A 15,692-nucleotide genomic window follows, 5' to 3' on the forward strand; every position below is an offset into this window, starting at 1 on the left:
CTAGGGGCGATTCAGTATTGCATTGTTAATCTTATTCCCTAAATATAAGACGTTATTCTTGTCTTTCGAAAAATATGAGGTGCCGATAAGTTCAAAAGTATTAGGGTCTATGTCTGATATCGGTTTTCCAAAATAATATACATGGTTATTATCTTTGGCATAGTAGCTATCTAGGGCTGAAAAAGACGATGTGTCTGCAAAGGGCAACTTCTCACTTTGAAAATAAACATTGTTCATATCAAGTGCATAATTGGCTGAAAGTACTTTTAGCGACGCTAAGTCTGCATCCTCTATTAATGTAGGGCCTAGCTCAAAAAAATTTCCGCCTCTGACGAAGTATACTTTATTGTCTTTCGAGTAATATAGATCACTAAGACTTTTGTTGATTTTGTCATAGCCCATTCCAAAGGCTGAGTAAATAAGTGATCCTATAAAGAATATGATCACTAGTAGGCCTATTGCAACGATACCTGCAAAAATTAATAGAAGTATTTTAAACATTTTTTCGATTCATCCTGATTCAAGCGCGTCAGAGCATTTATTTCTTAGTTTGCTCTCTAATTTTTTTGGTGCAAGCAGCACAGGTTCCTGATCCGGTTTTTAGCCTTCTAAGATAAATCACGTAAAACCTTAATGCTAATAACTCCCATCTTTGTATAGTCAAACTTAAGGGGCTATGGAAAGAGCTATTTTTTAAATTAGTGTCTAGAAAGCCAGGGTCGATTCAGAAGCTAATGGCAGATAAACGCACACCATAGTGACGATAAATATAAGTACACATGCCAGAATGTTAATGATTGTGATACGTTTAAATAACTTTTTGTCTCTACCCGAGATCATGACCTTTATGAAATAACCAATATAAGATGCTTGGACTAAAAAATATAATACAGGTATGTAAATATAATACTCATAAAAAAGCTCCGTTGCCTTAGGACCGCTTTGCCCGAAGGCTGCTGCCATTTCATGAAATGATGCCGGTATTAGTGGGATGCCAAAATAAAAAGTCCAAAATACTATCAGAAGCAATATTGCAAAGAATAAGTCTATAAAATTACTTTTACTCAAAAATGTTTCTTTTTTTGACTCAGTGTATCCATTCATTTTCACTAATCCTTGAAGTCTTTTGTTGGGTTACGTACTTCGCGCTAATCCAACCTACGAATTTATCTTCCGATTTTATGAGATATTGGGGAGCAGCACTACACCAATACTTGCAAACCATTCTTTTCCACGATGTTCAGCAATTTCAAAGATGGGCCATTTGGTTTTTTTATGCCTTGTTCCCATTTTTGCACGGTTGATACGCTGGTATTCAAGTAAGCCGCAAAAACACTTTGGCTTGCGTGGTTTTGGGTACGGATGCTCCTGATTTGTGATGCAGAATATTCTTTTACCGGAGGCAGGCAGAGGGCATCAAACTCACGAAGGGTGGTGTCTTTCATTACACCGGCGTTGTGCAGGCCTAACGCTGTTTTGTGGATGCTGTCGAGAATAGAGTCAGTCATTTTGCAATACCTCTACGATTTCGCCATAGGTTATGGCGTTGACTAATTCTTTGTTGCTGTAGATAAGCAGTTCTTTTGCTAATGCTTTCAGGGCTTTAAGCTCTATCTGGGTAACATTCGATCTCGCATTCTTGGCAAATCCATATACAAAGAAAGCTTTATTGCCTGCTTTGTACGCCAGTAGGGTTCTGCTTCCACCGCTTTTACCACGATTGTTGGTTGCCACGCGCTTTTTGTATACGTTTCCGCCAAGGTCGGCATCTACCAGTCCGGATTCTATTTCCGAGACTGCTAGAAGTAGTGTCTCGTCGCTCAGACCTTCTTTATTAGCCCATTTACTAAAATGACTAGTTTTGAATATACGCATAAGCATTCCTTTGCTTGTTACAATAGATCATAGGACTAAGTGTTATGGTTTGCAAGGCTGAACAAATTACTAATTAGGGGCTCTCCGTTATCGGTTCGTAAAACAAAAAAACCGCCCAATAGGGCGGTTTTTATTTCGAGCTAGGAAGAGAGCGCTTCTTTTACTGGGCCGCTCTCAAAGCGCCGCTATCGCGACAATCTGCTCGCGCAGCTTGCCTTGGTCGCGTTCATAACCCGCCAGTTTCTCGCGTTCTTTGGCGATGACGTCTTCTGGGGCTTTATCAACAAAACCTGCGCTGTTTAGCTTGCCAGCGATTCGGCCGATTTCTTTGTCGAGTTTTTCAATCTCTTTGGTCAATCGGGCGATTTCTTTGTCTTTATCAATTAGGCCAGCCATAGGTACGAGCACTTCCATTTGGCCAACCAGTTGTGTGGTTGCCATTGGAATGTCGTCGCCTTCGTTCAGCCAGGTAATCTTGCTGAGCTTGGCCAGCTTCATTAAGAAGCCTTGGTTGTCGTCAGCGCGACGGAAGTCTTCGTCGTCGCCGTCTTTTAACAAGATTTCCAGTTCTTTGCTTGGGCCTATGTTCATTTCGGCGCGGATGTTACGCACGGCGGTGATCACGCCTTTTAGCCATTCGACGTCGGCTTCGGCTTCGAGATCGATAAAGGCATCTTGTGGCTCAGGGTAAGCGGCCAGCATGATGGTGTCGCCTTGTTTACCCGCCAAGTCTTTCACTTGCTGCCAGATCGATTCGGTAATAAACGGAATAATCGGGTGCGCTAAGCGTAAGGTAGCCTCTAACACGCGTACGAGTGTGCCTAAGGTGCCGCGTTTGGCTTCTGCGCTAGCGTTGGCATCCCAGAGTACAGGCTTAGATAATTCTAAGTACCAATCGCAGTATTCATTCCAGATGAATTCATACAGGGTTTGCGCAGCCATATCGAAGCGATATTGGTCCATGTGGCGGCGTACTTCTTTTTCTGCGGTTTGCAGGCGAGAAATAATCCAGCGATCGGCCAGTGATAAAGCCCCCGGTTCGCCATTTGCACCACAGGCTGCTTTCATAGCATCAGTAATGGCGATGTTAGTACCGTTCGCTGCGGCTGCTTCTACGGCTTCTTCACCGGCGATAGACAACATCACGTAGCGTGAGGCGTTCCATAATTTATTACAGAAGTTACGGTAGCCTTCTAGGCGCTTCATGTCCCAGTTGATGTCGCGACCAGTTGAGGCCATGGCGGCAAGAGTAAAGCGCAGGGCGTCAGTGCCGTGTGGGGCGATGCCTTCTGGGAATTCTTTTTTCGTGCGCTTACCGATTTTTTCTGCCAGCTGTGGCTGCATCATGTTGCCGGTGCGCTTGTCCATTAAATCATCGAGACTGATGCCGTCGATCATGTCGAGTGGGTCGAGCACGTTGCCCTTAGACTTCGACATTTTTTGGCCCACTTCGTCACGGATTAAACCGGTCACGTAGACGGTTTTAAACGGTACTTGTGGCTTATCGTTTTCGTCTTTGCAGAAGTGCATGGTCATCATGATCATGCGTGCAACCCAGAAGAAGATGATGTCGAAACCCGTTACCAATACGTCGGTTGGGTGGAAGTCAGCCAGTCGTTTGGCAACTTCTGGGTCGTCGATGTTAGGCCAGCCTAAGGTGCCGAAGGTCCATAGGGCAGAGGAGAACCAAGTATCCAATACGTCGTTATCTTGGCGCAGTTCTACGTCGGCACCTAGGTTGTTTTGTGCACGTACTTCGGCTTCGTCGTGAGCAACGTAGACATTGCCTTCGTTGTCATACCACGCTGGAATGCGGTGACCCCACCAAAGCTGACGCGAGATACACCAATCTTGAATGTCGCGCATCCACGAGAAGTACATGTTCTCGTAGGATTTAGGCACAAACTGAATGTTGCCATTTTCAACGGCTTCGATTGCGGGCTTAGCCATGGTTTTGGCATCGACATACCATTGGTCGGTGAGCATTGGCTCGATCACAACGCCGCCACGATCGCCGTAGGGAACGGTTAAATCGTGATCTTTAATGGCGTCGAGCAGGCCTAGGTCATCCATGTCAGCAACAATGGCTTTGCGCGCGGCAAAGCGTTCCATGCCACGATATTTTTCTGGAATGGTGGTGTCGATGGTGTCGTTAACGCTGCCGTCGGTGTTAAAGGCTTGGGCCTGATCACGGATGTCGGCGTTAAAGGTAAGGATGTTGATCATTGGTAGGCCGCAACGCTTACCAACTTCATAGTCGTTAAAGTCGTGCGCTGGGGTGATTTTTACCGCGCCGGTGCCTTTGTCCATGTCGGCGTGTTCGTCGCCCACAATCGGAATTAAACGGCCAGTGAGTGGCAGTACGATATGTTTACCGATGAGATCTTTGTAGCGCGGATCTTCTGGGTTTACCGCAACGCCGGTATCGCCCAGCATGGTTTCAGGGCGAGTAGTGGCAACGACGATGTAGTCTTTTCCTTCGCTGGTTTTTAAACCATCGGCTAACGGGTAGCGCAGGTGCCACATCGAACCTTTCGATTCTTTGTTCTCAACTTCTAAGTCAGAAATGGCGGTGTGCAGTTTCGGGTCCCAGTTTACTAGGCGTTTGCCACGGTAAATTAGGCCGTCTTTATGCAGACGAATAAACACTTCTTGTACGGCTTTATAAAAACCATCGTCCATAGTGAAGCGCTCGGTTTCCCAGTCTACTGAGTTACCTAAACGGCGCATTTGGCTAGTGATGGTGCCGCCAGATTGTTCTTTCCATTCCCAGACTTTATCCAAGAATTTTTCGCGACCAAGGGCGTGACGATCCGGTTGGTTTTCTACCGCCAGTTTACGTTCTACTACCATTTGCGTAGCGATGCCGGCGTGGTCGGTACCGACTTGCCATAAGGTTTTTTGACCTTGCATACGCTTGTAGCGCGCCAGTGCATCTTGCAACGTGTGCTGAAACGCATGACCCATGTGCAGCGAGCCGGTGACGTTTGGTGGTGGGATCATGATGGAATAACCTTCGCCGGTTAAGCCGTCTTGATAAGGCTTAAAGTAGCCTTTTTCTTCCCACTCTTTGTACCAAGTTTGTTCGATTGCGCCGGGCTTATAGGTCTTATCCATAGTCGTTGCTGCTACTCAAGTCGATACGGGCTGGCAGCATGGGCCAGCCCAGAAATATGAAGTATTAAAAATGGCGGAGATTATAGCGGAATTCGAGCGCGGAGGGCAGAGCCTAGGGTAAGGCTCTGGTGGTGCAATTTGGGTTTATTGGCCAGATTCGATTAGCTGGCGAATGCGATTGCGCAATCGGCCTTTCAATAGCGGCATTATATCGTCAACCAGTTCGTCGATTAGACGCTCGCGCTGCAGGAGCGAGAGCAATGCTGAACTGGTTTCATTCATGCTGTGTTCAACGCTGGCGGCTTTTTCAGCGCGCTCTTTTGCTGTCGAGGTCTGACCTTGGCTACTAGGATTGGGAGTAAAGCGGCTAGTGCTTGCTTGTTTCGGCGCTGGCGCAGCCGACATTTTGGTGACGTCTTCAATCGTTGCTTTGCGCTCGTGGGCAAGGCGGTCGATGGTGGCTTGCGGCAAAAAGGGGTTGCTAGACACGAGCGGCGAGGAGAATTTTGCGTTCGCAAGTTGAGCAGACTCTGCAGAGCTCGCTTGTTCGATGGCTGCTTGGATATCGTCGCCGTCAAATAAATCGTCCAGTACTGGAATATCCATATGATCGTCTTCTAGTGTTCCGGCATCGGCGCCGTCTAGAACCCGTTGTAGATTTTCCAGTTCACTGAGTAAATTTCGCGATTCATCCTTGTTGTTCATCAGCGCGCTCTCTTGTCTAAGTGTTGTAGTGGCATATCGCGGTGTTGCAGAGGATAGCCACGATCTTTCAAAAAGCGAAAGTGATTACGAGTGTATTCCAACACTTGGTCATGTTGAACAACCACTTCGCATAATCGTTGAAAGCGACTGAAAAAATTCGGTAAAACTTGGCTTAAGTTGATTAGCACATCATGTTGATGCCCTGGATCATCGAGCCAGCCAATGCTTACTTGGCAATCTATCGGTGCATCTTGAGCATCTAGCAGTGCATGAGGCACAAAAGAGTCTGCTCGGTAGGTCCAAAGTAGGTCATCAAAAGCGGCTGCCTGCTGACGATCATCTAGCTGTACTAGTACTTGTCTGCCTTCTTTGGTCACCAATTGGTCCACCAAGCGGCAGGCGAATAACCACTGATCTTCAATGGTTTGTTCTTTCAGCAAATAGAAGTCCGACTGAGTCATTTGGATTCAGTTCCCGCGATAGCGATTTTATTTTTGCTTAACCGAAAACGATGCAACACCACATCAATACTGACATCTAACTTGGTATGTGCCAGTAAACGCTCCCGCGCGGCCTGTGTCACGCGCCAATGGTGAGGTGTCATCATGAGTAGGTCGCTAATGTGTTGCGAGCTGGTTAGATGAATGGTTTGTTGTACCGCATCTTCGCCAACGCATTCAAAACCCGCTGCGGCCATTTTAGCAATAGGCGAGAAGGTATCTAAGCGCACTTCATCATAAATAATATGGCGCAGTTCAATTAAATGCTGCGGGCCTGTGTTCACCAAAATGATGTCAGTATCGCTATGAATAATACCCTCTAAGCCCTGCGGCATGAGCGGTGTAAACAAGCTAATCACTAAGTCCATACTGTGGTTAGCGACCGGAGGGCGAGCACCACTGGCGACAATCCATTGGATATCGCGATCGCGGCGTACGGCTCGGCGGATGGTGTCTTTGGATATATCCAATCCTACTATCTGCGCCGCGCAACCTTGGTTCGCCAAGTGTTGTTTCAAGCGCGCGGTGTAATAGCCCTCACCACACCCAATATCAAGAATACGTTGTGGCAAGCCTTGTACATTGGAATTAAGCAGGTTCGATACCGGCTCATAAACTCCCGAATCGAGCAGGCGAGCGCGAGCATCGGCCATCGCTAGGTCGTCGCCGGGGGCTTTCGAATTTTTATGCTGCGCCAATAGCAGATTTAAATAGCCTTGGCGGGCTTCATCAAAGCTGTGGTTATTGCGGCACTGCCAGCGTTTGTCGTATTGCTCGAGCGTGTTGCTACACACAGGGCAAACGAGGAGAGAGGCTGGCAGAGACATGGTAGGTAACGAAGTCATTAGGCCAGCAAGTTCTCGAGCAAGCGTTCGTAGATATCCGTTAATACATTCAGGTCTTCGGCTTTAATACACTCATCTACTTTATGGATGGTGTCATTGCACGGCCCTAATTCCAAAACTTGTGCCCCAGTCGGTGCAATAAAGCGACCATCGGAGGTGCCACCGGCGGTAGACAGTTCTGTTTCGCGGCCAGTAATAGCGCGAATAGCATCCACGCTGGCTTCGACTAAAGCGCCTGCTGCGGTTAAGAACGGCTGACCGCTGAGGTTCCATTGGATTTCGTAATCTAGGCCGTGTTTATCCAAAATCGCTTCAGTGCGTTCTTTCAGAATGTCGGCGGTTAATTCGGTAGAAAAGCGGAAGTTAAACACCACTTCTAATTCACCAGGAATCACGTTGGTGGCACCGGTTCCGCCATTGATATTGGAGATTTGAAAGCTGGTGGCGGGGAAGAAGTCGTTACCGTTGTCCCACTTTTCTGCTGCGAGTTCAGCCAATGCCGGAGCCGCAACATGGATAGGGTTTTTAGCTAAGTGAGGGTAGGCCACATGACCCTGAATCCCTTTTACTTTTAGCACTGCGCCCAATGAACCACGACGGCCATTTTTAATCACGTCGCCCACGAGATTGGTAGACGACGGCTCGCCAACTAGGCACATATCAATTTTTTCATTGCGGGCTTCAAGCGTTTCGACCACTTTTACCGTGCCGTTATGCGCCGGGCCTTCTTCATCGCTGGTGATTAAAAATGCGATAGAGCCTTTATGATTTGGGTGTTTCGCTACAAAGCGTTCCACCGCAATGATCATGCAGGCCAAAGAGCCTTTCATGTCGGCGGCACCACGACCGTAGAGCATGCCGTCTTTTATCAGTGGTTCGAAGGGGGCGTGTTCCCACTTAGTTTCTGGGCCAGTAGGAACCACATCGGTATGACCTGCAAAGCAGAATACAGGTTTCTCTGTACCACGGCGTGACCAAAAATTATCGACGTCGCCAAAGCGCAGTGGCTCGTTATTAAAACCAGCAGCGCCGAGGCGTTCCATCATAAGTTGCTGACAGCCATCGTCGTCTGGGGTAACTGAACGACGGGCAATTAAATCGGAGGCCAATTGCAGAGTTGGAGTCATGCTAAATCCTGATGAAAACGCGTAAAGCCGCGATCATAACATAGGACAAGGCTACTCAGCAGTGGTCGGTTTAGTGCTGCGCACGGGCACGTAGCGTGGTTCGCGATAGTATGGGAATAATCCATTTTGCACACCCATGATGTAGATCACCTCAGGATCATCGCGCTCCGGCCATAGGTATATGCCGTTGCCATCAATACTGACGAACGAATAGGGATGTTCACCGATGGTGCTGTCTTCTTTACCCAAAATGATGCCACGTACGGTGAGTAGCTGGCCCTTGGCATAAACTTCTGGATCAAGCAGCTGCTCGAAGTGCACACGAATACGCCCTGAAGTCGAGCGAACATCATTTTTAGGACGTCCACTGGTATACAGCGGTAATTGCAAAAGCTCTACGGTACTGCTGTCGGCATAGTTGGTTACGGCGACAATGCGTCCACCTAAAACGACTTGGCTGCCAACATAGGCTTCAGGGTTTTGCTGTAATTGTGACAGTGTCGGCAGATTATCAGGGGTATCTACCGCGACACTCTTGGGGTAGCTAGCACATGCCCCGAGTGTTAAAGCCAATACAGAGAGGAGAACGGGTTTCGTAAAATTAAGCTTCATAATAATAATCCTAGTAACTGCAGTGTATGACTATCCATTGTCGCAACTGGTTCCTTGCGGCTTTTAACAACAAAGAAAGTCGGCAAGCGTTGCGATGATCGCTCGCAGTGCTAACATACACCGCTTTGTGATGGTGCAGCTGTTTTTGTGCCTCGATATTAATTTAAGGTAGATAGAATGAGTCAGTCCTTGACCCGCGAAGAACTCCAAACTGTAATGGCTGAGGCCGATTTACTGAAGAGTCGAGAAGAAGTAGAAGCGGCATTGGACCGTATGGCCGGTGAAATCACCGCACAATTGAGTGATACCATGCCAGTTGTTTACGCCATTATGAATGGCGGCCTAGTGATGGCTGGGCAGCTATTAACGCGTTTGAACTTTCCTTTAGAACAAGGCTATTTGCATGCTACTCGCTATCGCGGCGAGTTTACTGGGCAAACGGATCTGCAATGGCAGGCGCCACCGTCGATTCCGATGGATGGCCGTACAGTGCTCATCTTGGATGACATATTTGATGAAGGCCACACCTTAGCCGAAGTGGTTAAATCGTGCTTTGCGCAAGGTGCCAAAGAGGTGTTAACCGCGGTGCTCGTGAACAAGGTTCACAATCGTAAAAATCCAGATCTAGCTGTCGATTTCGTCGGCTGTGATGTCGAAGACCGTTACGTATTTGGCTATGGCATGGATTACCGCAGTTTTTGGCGTAATGCCGATGGTATCTATGCGGTTAAAGGCCTGTAGTTTTTCGCTTTCTTAACCCCCTAAAAACAGATCAATTAATGTTGATTATGAATTATTGATCTTTAAAGACGCCAAATGGCGTCTTTTTTTGTCTATAAATACCGACTTCTTTTCCCAAAAATAGCACTCGACAACGGCCAGCCTAAACTACACTGATGGAAAGAGGTGGCAGATTCTATGAACGTAGATTTTATAAATCCCTTCATCGAAACAATAGACAACATACTGGCGACGATGGCTTCCATGACCTGCGAACATGGTAAAGCCTACATCAAAGAGGGTGTTGGTCCTTTAGGTGTTGTGACCGGTGTTATCCCTATGGATGGTGATTCCGTCCACGGTTCTCTTGCGATTAGTTTTTCTGCCGGTGCTATCGTGTGCATTAGCAGCAAGATGTTGGGCGAAGAAATTGCCGAGGTGGATGAAACCTGCCATGACCTTACCGGTGAGCTAACCAATATGTTGTCGGGTGGGGCGCGCAAGTTGTTATGGGAAAAGGGCTACAACTTTGAAATGGCAAAGCCAAGCTTAATTGCCGGCGATAAGGACATCGAGCACTCTATTAGCGCTCCAGTGATTGTTATTCCGTTTACCACCAAAGCCGGTCCATTCTTCATAGAAGTCGCCATTGGCAGTAAATTGCGTCGAGCGGCTAGCGTGATATAGATATTACGTTCGGTTCACTTGCCGCGAAGCTCTCCTGTAATAGATTTTATACCGTTATCTTCATTTCCCTCTGTTTTAGCATTAATCACTCCGCAATAAATCCTTGCAAAGTCTGCTCAACTCCATAATATGACGGTTCGTCAAAAATCGACGGATCGTCAAATATGATTAGTCTCGCTTGGTTGTATCAGCAGTACGAAAACTTAAAAAAGGCGCATGAAGAATATCTTCAGCGTCACTGTTGGAAGCACGCCGCTGCTGCGAATGCTCAGCCTGAAGGTGTTATGTGTTCGACCAATAGTAAGGACAACGATAAGTCGGGCCTATGTATTCTCGGCCATCGTACTTCCTTCTTTGCGCCTAAACCCCGCCTTTCGCGTGAAGAAAAATGGGCAGAGCGGGAAAACGAATTGCTCGATATTGCGTTGCATTTATTAGAGCAAGAGGGTTTTGCTGAATTCTCCATGGAGAAATTAATTCGTAATTGCAACTTCTCTAAAGGCACGGTTTATAACCACTTTAGTGGTAAAGAAGATTGCCAAGCCGCTTTGTGTTTACGCGGCATGCACTACGTTGGCGAATTAATGACTCGTGCTTATGCCTTTGATGGCCACGCGCGCGAACGGTTATTGGCATTTCATTTTGCATATTCACTATATTCGCGCGTCAATCCAACCATGTTTTTATCGGTTGTTACTTGTAGGACGCCAGGGTTTCAGGAAAAGGTTGCGCCTGAACGCGCGGCTAAGATTATTGAAATGGATCAATATTTATTTGGATTGGCGGGAGAGGCATTACGCAAAGCAAGAGACGAAGGTGCTCTTCCCGCCGATGATAATTTCGATGAAATCGCTTTAACCTTTCTTAACTGGTCGACATCCTTCGGCGTTTGTGCGTTAACAACGACAGGCTTTGATACTGAATCTAGCCGTGAAATTAGCCAGCGAAATTTGCCGCTGATTGCCGCCAATTTGATTATGGACGGCATGGGCGTTACGCCTTCCTCGAAAGAATATGACTACACCGAAACATGGGACCGAATTGCACAAGAAGTCTTTGCGCCTGAATTAACTATGCTTTTGCACAATCAGCGGCCAGAAGTGGCACCTCAAGGAGAACAGTAAAATGAAAGCAATCATGCAACGCTGGATTGTTGATCATCCGGTCATACTCTTAGTGTTATTTTTAGTGTTAAGCGTGTTGGCTGCAGCGGGTGGTAAAAATTTAACATTTCGCGGTGATTACAAAATCTATTTCGAAGAAGGTTATGCGCCGTTAAATGATTTTGAAGAAATGCAGGGAATCTTTAATAAAAACGATAATATTGCAGTATTAATGGTGCCTAAGGATGGCGAGGTTTTTACTCCAGAATTTCTTACTTTAGTTAAAGATTACACTGAAGCTGCTTGGCAGACGCCGTATTCAAGTCGTGTGGACTCATTAACTAACTTCCAGCATACGTGGTCTGAAGAAGACGACATGATTGTTGAAGATTTAGTGCTAGACCCAGAATCTTTAACGGCGGACGACTTAACGCGTATACGCAGTATCGCTTTGGCCGAACCGGCGTTAAAAGGACGTATGGTGTCGGCATCTGGTGAGGTGGCATTAGTAAACGTTACATTACAACTACCGAGTGCAACGGATAATACCGCCTATGTTGCTGAGGTGATGGCAAGTGTTAAAGCATTAAGTAAGACATTTGCTGAGCAGTATCCAAGTGTGGAGTTTTTCCATACTGGGGTGTTGCCAATGAACAGCAGCTTCGCAACGGAAGGGCAGAAGGATATGTCGACCCTGATTCCTGCCATGCTGCTATTAATTATCGTGCTACTCGCCGTATTACTTCGCAGTATATTGGCTATGTTGGCCACTATTATTGTTTTGGTATTAAGTGTTGCGGCCACCATGGGGTTGGGAGGCTGGACAGGCTTTTTCTTATCGACGGGCACTATTAACGTTCCAATTGTCGTACTAACAATCGCGGTTGCCGACTGCGTGCATATGATTGCTACAATGCAATTTGCCATGCGCCAAGGTAAAACCAGAGCGCAGGCGGTTCAATACAGCGTTGATTTAAATTGGATGCCGGTATTTATTACCAGTGCCACCACGGCCATTGGTTTTATGACGCTGGCGTTTTCTGAGTCCCCAGTTTTTGCCGATTTCGGTATTTTGAGCGCGATGGGCGTCATGACTGCCTATTTGTTATCGGTAACCTTGTTCCCAGCAATTTTAATGCTGCTACCCATTAAGGTTGGTAAAGCGACTAACGATTCGAAGGGAATGGCGCGCTTAGCTGATTTTATTGTTGCTCGTCAACGCGCTTTGCTGGTGGGTGGTGCGATTTTAATTGTGGCTGTTGGTTCTTTGATTACTAAAAATCAAATTAATGACGTAGCTACTGCTTATTTTTCAGATGCAACTGAATTCCGTCAGTCGGTGAATAAACAAGAAGATACGTTATCTGGCTCGCAAAGTATTGATTGGGCCTTATATTCCGGTATTGAAGGTGGTGTCAGCGAGCCTGAATTTATTGAAACCGTACGCGGATTCTCTGAGTGGCTTCGTGCTCAGCCAGAGGTGGATCATGTATCGACCATTAGTGATACTTTCAAACGCTTAAATTTGAATATGCATGGTGACGATAGCGAGTGGTATCGAATTCCTGAAGAACGTGAATTGGCGGCGCAATATTTACTGCTATACGAAATGTCGTTGCCATATGGTCTGGATCTTAACAACCAAATAAATATCGACAAGTCATCTACTCGTGTTACCAGTACTTTAAAGAATTTAGGTAGTCGCGAAATTGTTGATCTAGAACAACGTGCGCAAGCGTGGATCGCAGAACATGCGCCTAATGTTCGCATGGCTGGTGCCAGCCCAGGCTTAATGTTTGCGCATATTGGTGAAGCGAACATGCACAGCATGATTATTAGTATGGCAGTTGCTATGGTGCTGATTTCTGCCATCTTAGTATTTGCGTTACGGTCAGTTCGTTTAGGCGCAATTAGTTTGATTCCTAACCTTGCTCCCGCCGTTGTCGGTTTTGGTGTGTGGGGCGTTATGTCGGGCGAAATTAACTTAGGGTTATCCATTGTTACTTCTATGACTTTGGGAATCATCGTCGACGATACCGTCCACTTTTTGAGCAAATATCAACGAGCGCGTAAGGATGGTTTAGATACTGAAGCCGCTATTCGTTACGCCTTTATCAGTGTTGGTCGCGCCTTAATTATTACCACCGTGGTATTGGTGATGGGTTTCTACATATTGTCGTTCTCATCATTCCGCTTAAATTCGGATATGGGGATGGCAACGTCGATGATTATTGCTATTGCCTTGGTCATTGATTTCTTCTTCTTGCCACCCTTGTTATTGTGGCTTGATCGAGATGAAACGGATAAATCGACAATAAAAAATCAGAGCAAGGGTGCTGAAAAGCTCCTCGAAGCTGACATTGCTGAAACGAAAGGAGAAATTGCATGAAATTATTAGTAACGGTACTAACGGGCCTATGTCTATTAGCTCAACCCTCGATTGCAGATGAAGCCCGTGGTTTAGAAATTGCAACTGACCGCAAAGCTCGCGACACCGGCTGGGGTGATTCTGAAGCTCATATGACGATGATTTTACGCAATGCTCAAGGTGAAGAGAGCATTCGCAAGATGCGGTTTCAGTCTTTTGAGATTAACGACGATGGCGATAAAGGCTTAACGATTTTTGATGAGCCAAAAGATGTAAAAGGCACTGCCTTTTTAAACTTCTCGCACGTCGATAAGTCAGATGACCAGTGGTTGTACCTGCCAGCGCTGAAACGTGTTAAACGTATATCTTCGCGAAATAAATCCGGCCCATTTATGGGTAGCGAATTTGCCTATGAAGATATGAGTTCTTACGAGCCCGAGAAATATAAGTTTAATTACTTGCGCGACGAGCCGTGTGGTGAATGGACGTGTCATGTACTGGAAAGCATTCCAGTGGATGAAAATTCAGGTTACACAAAACAAATTACCTGGCTTGATACTGAACATCTACGCCCAGTAAAAACCGAGTACTATGATCGTAAAGATGCCTTGTTGAAAACGCTAGAAATGAGCGAGTGGCATGTTTATAGCGACCGTTACTGGCGCGCAGCCATTCTTGATATGCAAAATCATCAAAACGGAAAAAGCACACGTTTAATTACTTCAGAATTGAATTTTAATATTGGGCTAAAAGAAGACGATTTTAGTCAAGCAACATTACAGCGAGCACGCTAATGATGAAGGGCTTGCAGATATTCAGTGCCGCGATACTGGCAACGACTAGCGCAATCGTCCCTTCGGCCTATGCGATTGACGTTAGCTTAAATGTCGGAGTAGAAGGGCGGCATTTTTTTGAAGATGCCGCTTATTCGCAGCAAACAAGTAATCAGTTATCGACCTTTATTAAACCTGAATTTGTTTGGGATGATGCCGATAATTCGCAACGGGTTAGCTTTGTACCTTATTACCGCTATGACGCCGCTGATGACGAACGTAGTCACGGTGATATTCGCGAACTAATGTGGATGCATTGGCAGGGGCCTTGGGAAATCCGAGCGGGTATTGGCAAGGTTTTCTGGGGAGTAACCGAATCGTTGCATTTGGTCGATGTTATTAACCAAACCGATAGCGTAGATGCTGCCGACGGTGATGAAAAACTGGGTCAGCCGATGGTGCATGGAATTTGGTTAAGCGACAGTGGTACGTTTGAAGCTTTCGTTTTACCAGGATTTCGCGAACGTACCTTTGCCGGAGAAGAGGGGCGCTTGCGTGCTCCGTATGTGGTCAACGACGACGCTATTTATCAAGCAAATGCCGAGCAGCGTCATACGGATTTAGCGCTGCGTTGGAGCCGCTCGATAGAGCTGATGGAGTATCCGTTAGATTTGAGTGTGTCGCTATTTCGTGGCACATCAAGAGATCCGGCTTACTTACCTGACATTGAGTTGATAGGAGCCACGCCAGTGGTGACCGCGTTAACTCCATACTATGCAATTCAAAATCAAGCGGCGGCGACGGTGCAATATTCGCTAGAAGGGTGGTTGTTAAAAACCGAATTATTGCGTCGTGAGTACAATGATCCAACATTAGAGGATTATAGTGCTGCGGTATCGGGTTTTGAATATACCCTTGTTGGCCCTTTCGATAGCTCAATGGATCTAGGCTTGTTACTGGAATACCAATATGACGAACGTGATGCCAGCCTAACGACATCGCAAAACGATATCTTTGCGGGTATGCGCTTTGCTTTTAACGATGCTGCTTCTAGCGAGGTATTAGCCGGTGTCACTCAAGATTTAGACAATGCAGGATCGTGGTCGTTTTTCTTGGAGGCAAGTACACGCTTACGAAGCAATATGACGATAGATGTGAACGCATTCTTATTGGGTGCTGATACTCAAGATGATCTTTTGTATACATTGCGCCGTGACGATTTTGTCGAAGTGGCACTGAACTTCTATTATTAACGACTAC

Annotated in this window: 16 protein-coding genes; 6 read left to right on the forward strand and 10 right to left on the reverse strand. The window is 46.5% G+C overall.

Annotated elements, in window-relative coordinates; translation table 11 throughout:
* The 10 genes from TOL_RS06455 to TOL_RS06500 all read right to left on the reverse strand — a co-directional run bounded on the left by TOL_RS06455 (position 1) and on the right by TOL_RS06500 (position 8,781).
* Positions 1-501 carry a DKNYY domain-containing protein gene (locus tag TOL_RS06455; protein WP_015486497.1) on the reverse strand — a complete coding sequence of 167 codons (501 nt, stop codon included), beginning with the start codon at positions 499-501 and terminating at the stop codon, positions 1-3.
* A gap of 204 nt (positions 502-705) precedes the next feature.
* Positions 706-1,104: a hypothetical protein gene (locus TOL_RS06460; RefSeq protein WP_015486498.1), complete on the reverse strand. Its 399-nt coding sequence runs from the start codon at positions 1,102-1,104 to the stop codon at positions 706-708.
* Between the two features lie 98 nt (positions 1,105-1,202).
* Complete coding sequence (locus tag TOL_RS06465; RefSeq protein ID WP_015486499.1) at positions 1,203-1,508, reverse strand: helix-turn-helix domain-containing protein; 306 nt, start codon at positions 1,506-1,508, stop codon at positions 1,203-1,205.
* Positions 1,501-1,875 (reverse strand): type II toxin-antitoxin system RelE/ParE family toxin, encoded by a 375-nt coding sequence (locus tag TOL_RS06470; protein ID WP_015486500.1) that lies wholly within the window; start codon positions 1,873-1,875, stop codon positions 1,501-1,503. Before TOL_RS06470 ends, TOL_RS06465 begins: the two co-directional genes overlap by 8 nt.
* 174 nt (positions 1,876-2,049) lie before the next feature.
* Positions 2,050-4,992: a valine--tRNA ligase gene (locus TOL_RS06475; RefSeq protein WP_015486501.1), complete on the reverse strand. Its 2,943-nt coding sequence runs from the start codon at positions 4,990-4,992 to the stop codon at positions 2,050-2,052.
* A gap of 144 nt (positions 4,993-5,136) precedes the next feature.
* Positions 5,137-5,697: a hypothetical protein gene (locus TOL_RS06480; protein ID WP_015486502.1), complete on the reverse strand. Its 561-nt coding sequence runs from the start codon at positions 5,695-5,697 to the stop codon at positions 5,137-5,139.
* Positions 5,697-6,158: a DNA polymerase III subunit chi gene (locus TOL_RS06485; protein WP_015486503.1), complete on the reverse strand. Its 462-nt coding sequence runs from the start codon at positions 6,156-6,158 to the stop codon at positions 5,697-5,699. Before TOL_RS06485 ends, TOL_RS06480 begins: the two co-directional genes overlap by 1 nt.
* Positions 6,155-7,042 carry a methyltransferase gene (locus tag TOL_RS06490; RefSeq protein WP_051052384.1) on the reverse strand — a complete coding sequence of 296 codons (888 nt, stop codon included), beginning with the start codon at positions 7,040-7,042 and terminating at the stop codon, positions 6,155-6,157. The genes TOL_RS06485 and TOL_RS06490 overlap by 4 nt, the downstream gene beginning before the upstream one ends.
* Positions 7,042-8,169, reverse strand: coding sequence for a succinyl-diaminopimelate desuccinylase (dapE, locus tag TOL_RS06495; protein ID WP_015486505.1), 1,128 nt, complete (start codon positions 8,167-8,169; stop codon positions 7,042-7,044). Before dapE ends, TOL_RS06490 begins: the two co-directional genes overlap by 1 nt.
* A gap of 51 nt (positions 8,170-8,220) precedes the next feature.
* Positions 8,221-8,781 carry a Slp family lipoprotein gene (locus TOL_RS06500; protein ID WP_015486506.1) on the reverse strand — a complete coding sequence of 187 codons (561 nt, stop codon included), beginning with the start codon at positions 8,779-8,781 and terminating at the stop codon, positions 8,221-8,223.
* 177 nt (positions 8,782-8,958) lie between these two features.
* Between TOL_RS06500 and TOL_RS06505 the strand changes: the two genes are divergently transcribed.
* The 6 genes from TOL_RS06505 to TOL_RS06530 all read left to right on the forward strand — a co-directional run bounded on the left by TOL_RS06505 (position 8,959) and on the right by TOL_RS06530 (position 15,685).
* Positions 8,959-9,522, forward strand: a complete 564-nt coding sequence (locus tag TOL_RS06505; RefSeq protein WP_015486507.1) for a hypoxanthine-guanine phosphoribosyltransferase — start codon at positions 8,959-8,961, stop codon at positions 9,520-9,522.
* A 177-nt stretch (positions 9,523-9,699) separates the two neighbouring features.
* Positions 9,700-10,188, forward strand: a complete 489-nt coding sequence (locus TOL_RS06510) for a chemotaxis protein CheX (protein WP_015486508.1) — start codon at positions 9,700-9,702, stop codon at positions 10,186-10,188.
* Between the two features lie 164 nt (positions 10,189-10,352).
* A complete protein-coding gene (locus tag TOL_RS06515; RefSeq protein ID WP_015486509.1) occupies positions 10,353-11,312 on the forward strand; it encodes a TetR/AcrR family transcriptional regulator in 960 nt (319 codons plus the stop codon).
* A 1-nt stretch (position 11,313) separates the two neighbouring features.
* Positions 11,314-13,680: an efflux RND transporter permease subunit gene (locus TOL_RS06520; protein ID WP_015486510.1), complete on the forward strand. Its 2,367-nt coding sequence runs from the start codon at positions 11,314-11,316 to the stop codon at positions 13,678-13,680.
* Complete coding sequence (locus tag TOL_RS06525; protein WP_015486511.1) at positions 13,677-14,453, forward strand: outer membrane lipoprotein-sorting protein; 777 nt, start codon at positions 13,677-13,679, stop codon at positions 14,451-14,453. Before TOL_RS06520 ends, TOL_RS06525 begins: the two co-directional genes overlap by 4 nt.
* Entirely contained in the window at positions 14,453-15,685 is a 1,233-nt protein-coding gene (locus TOL_RS06530; RefSeq protein WP_015486512.1) for a hypothetical protein, read from the forward strand. Before TOL_RS06525 ends, TOL_RS06530 begins: the two co-directional genes overlap by 1 nt.
* Positions 15,686-15,692 lie beyond the last annotated feature (7 nt).

Origin of the sequence: Thalassolituus oleivorans MIL-1, from assembly GCF_000355675.1 — a bacterium.
GTDB classification, from domain to species: Bacteria; Pseudomonadota; Gammaproteobacteria; order Pseudomonadales; family Oceanobacteraceae; genus Thalassolituus; species Thalassolituus oleivorans.

Coding starts and splice junctions, on each gene's coding strand:
- TOL_RS06525 (WP_015486511.1), top strand. CDS start 13,677: ATGAAATTATTAGTAACGGTACTAACGGGCCTATGTCTATTAGCTCAA.
- TOL_RS06465 (WP_015486499.1), bottom strand. CDS start 1,508: ATGACTGACTCTATTCTCGACAGCATCCACAAAACAGCGTTAGGCCTG.
- TOL_RS06505 (WP_015486507.1), top strand. CDS start 8,959: ATGAGTCAGTCCTTGACCCGCGAAGAACTCCAAACTGTAATGGCTGAG.
- dapE (WP_015486505.1), bottom strand. CDS start 8,169: ATGACTCCAACTCTGCAATTGGCCTCCGATTTAATTGCCCGTCGTTCA.
- TOL_RS06490 (WP_051052384.1), bottom strand. CDS start 7,042: ATGACTTCGTTACCTACCATGTCTCTGCCAGCCTCTCTCCTCGTTTGC.
- TOL_RS06485 (WP_015486503.1), bottom strand. CDS start 6,158: ATGACTCAGTCGGACTTCTATTTGCTGAAAGAACAAACCATTGAAGAT.
- TOL_RS06470 (WP_015486500.1), bottom strand. CDS start 1,875: ATGCGTATATTCAAAACTAGTCATTTTAGTAAATGGGCTAATAAAGAA.
- TOL_RS06500 (WP_015486506.1), bottom strand. CDS start 8,781: ATGAAGCTTAATTTTACGAAACCCGTTCTCCTCTCTGTATTGGCTTTA.
- TOL_RS06510 (WP_015486508.1), top strand. CDS start 9,700: ATGAACGTAGATTTTATAAATCCCTTCATCGAAACAATAGACAACATA.
- TOL_RS06515 (WP_015486509.1), top strand. CDS start 10,353: ATGATTAGTCTCGCTTGGTTGTATCAGCAGTACGAAAACTTAAAAAAG.
- TOL_RS06455 (WP_015486497.1), bottom strand. CDS start 501: ATGTTTAAAATACTTCTATTAATTTTTGCAGGTATCGTTGCAATAGGC.
- TOL_RS06475 (WP_015486501.1), bottom strand. CDS start 4,992: ATGGATAAGACCTATAAGCCCGGCGCAATCGAACAAACTTGGTACAAA.
- TOL_RS06460 (WP_015486498.1), bottom strand. CDS start 1,104: ATGAATGGATACACTGAGTCAAAAAAAGAAACATTTTTGAGTAAAAGT.
- TOL_RS06480 (WP_015486502.1), bottom strand. CDS start 5,697: ATGAACAACAAGGATGAATCGCGAAATTTACTCAGTGAACTGGAAAAT.
- TOL_RS06520 (WP_015486510.1), top strand. CDS start 11,314: ATGAAAGCAATCATGCAACGCTGGATTGTTGATCATCCGGTCATACTC.
- TOL_RS06530 (WP_015486512.1), top strand. CDS start 14,453: ATGATGAAGGGCTTGCAGATATTCAGTGCCGCGATACTGGCAACGACT.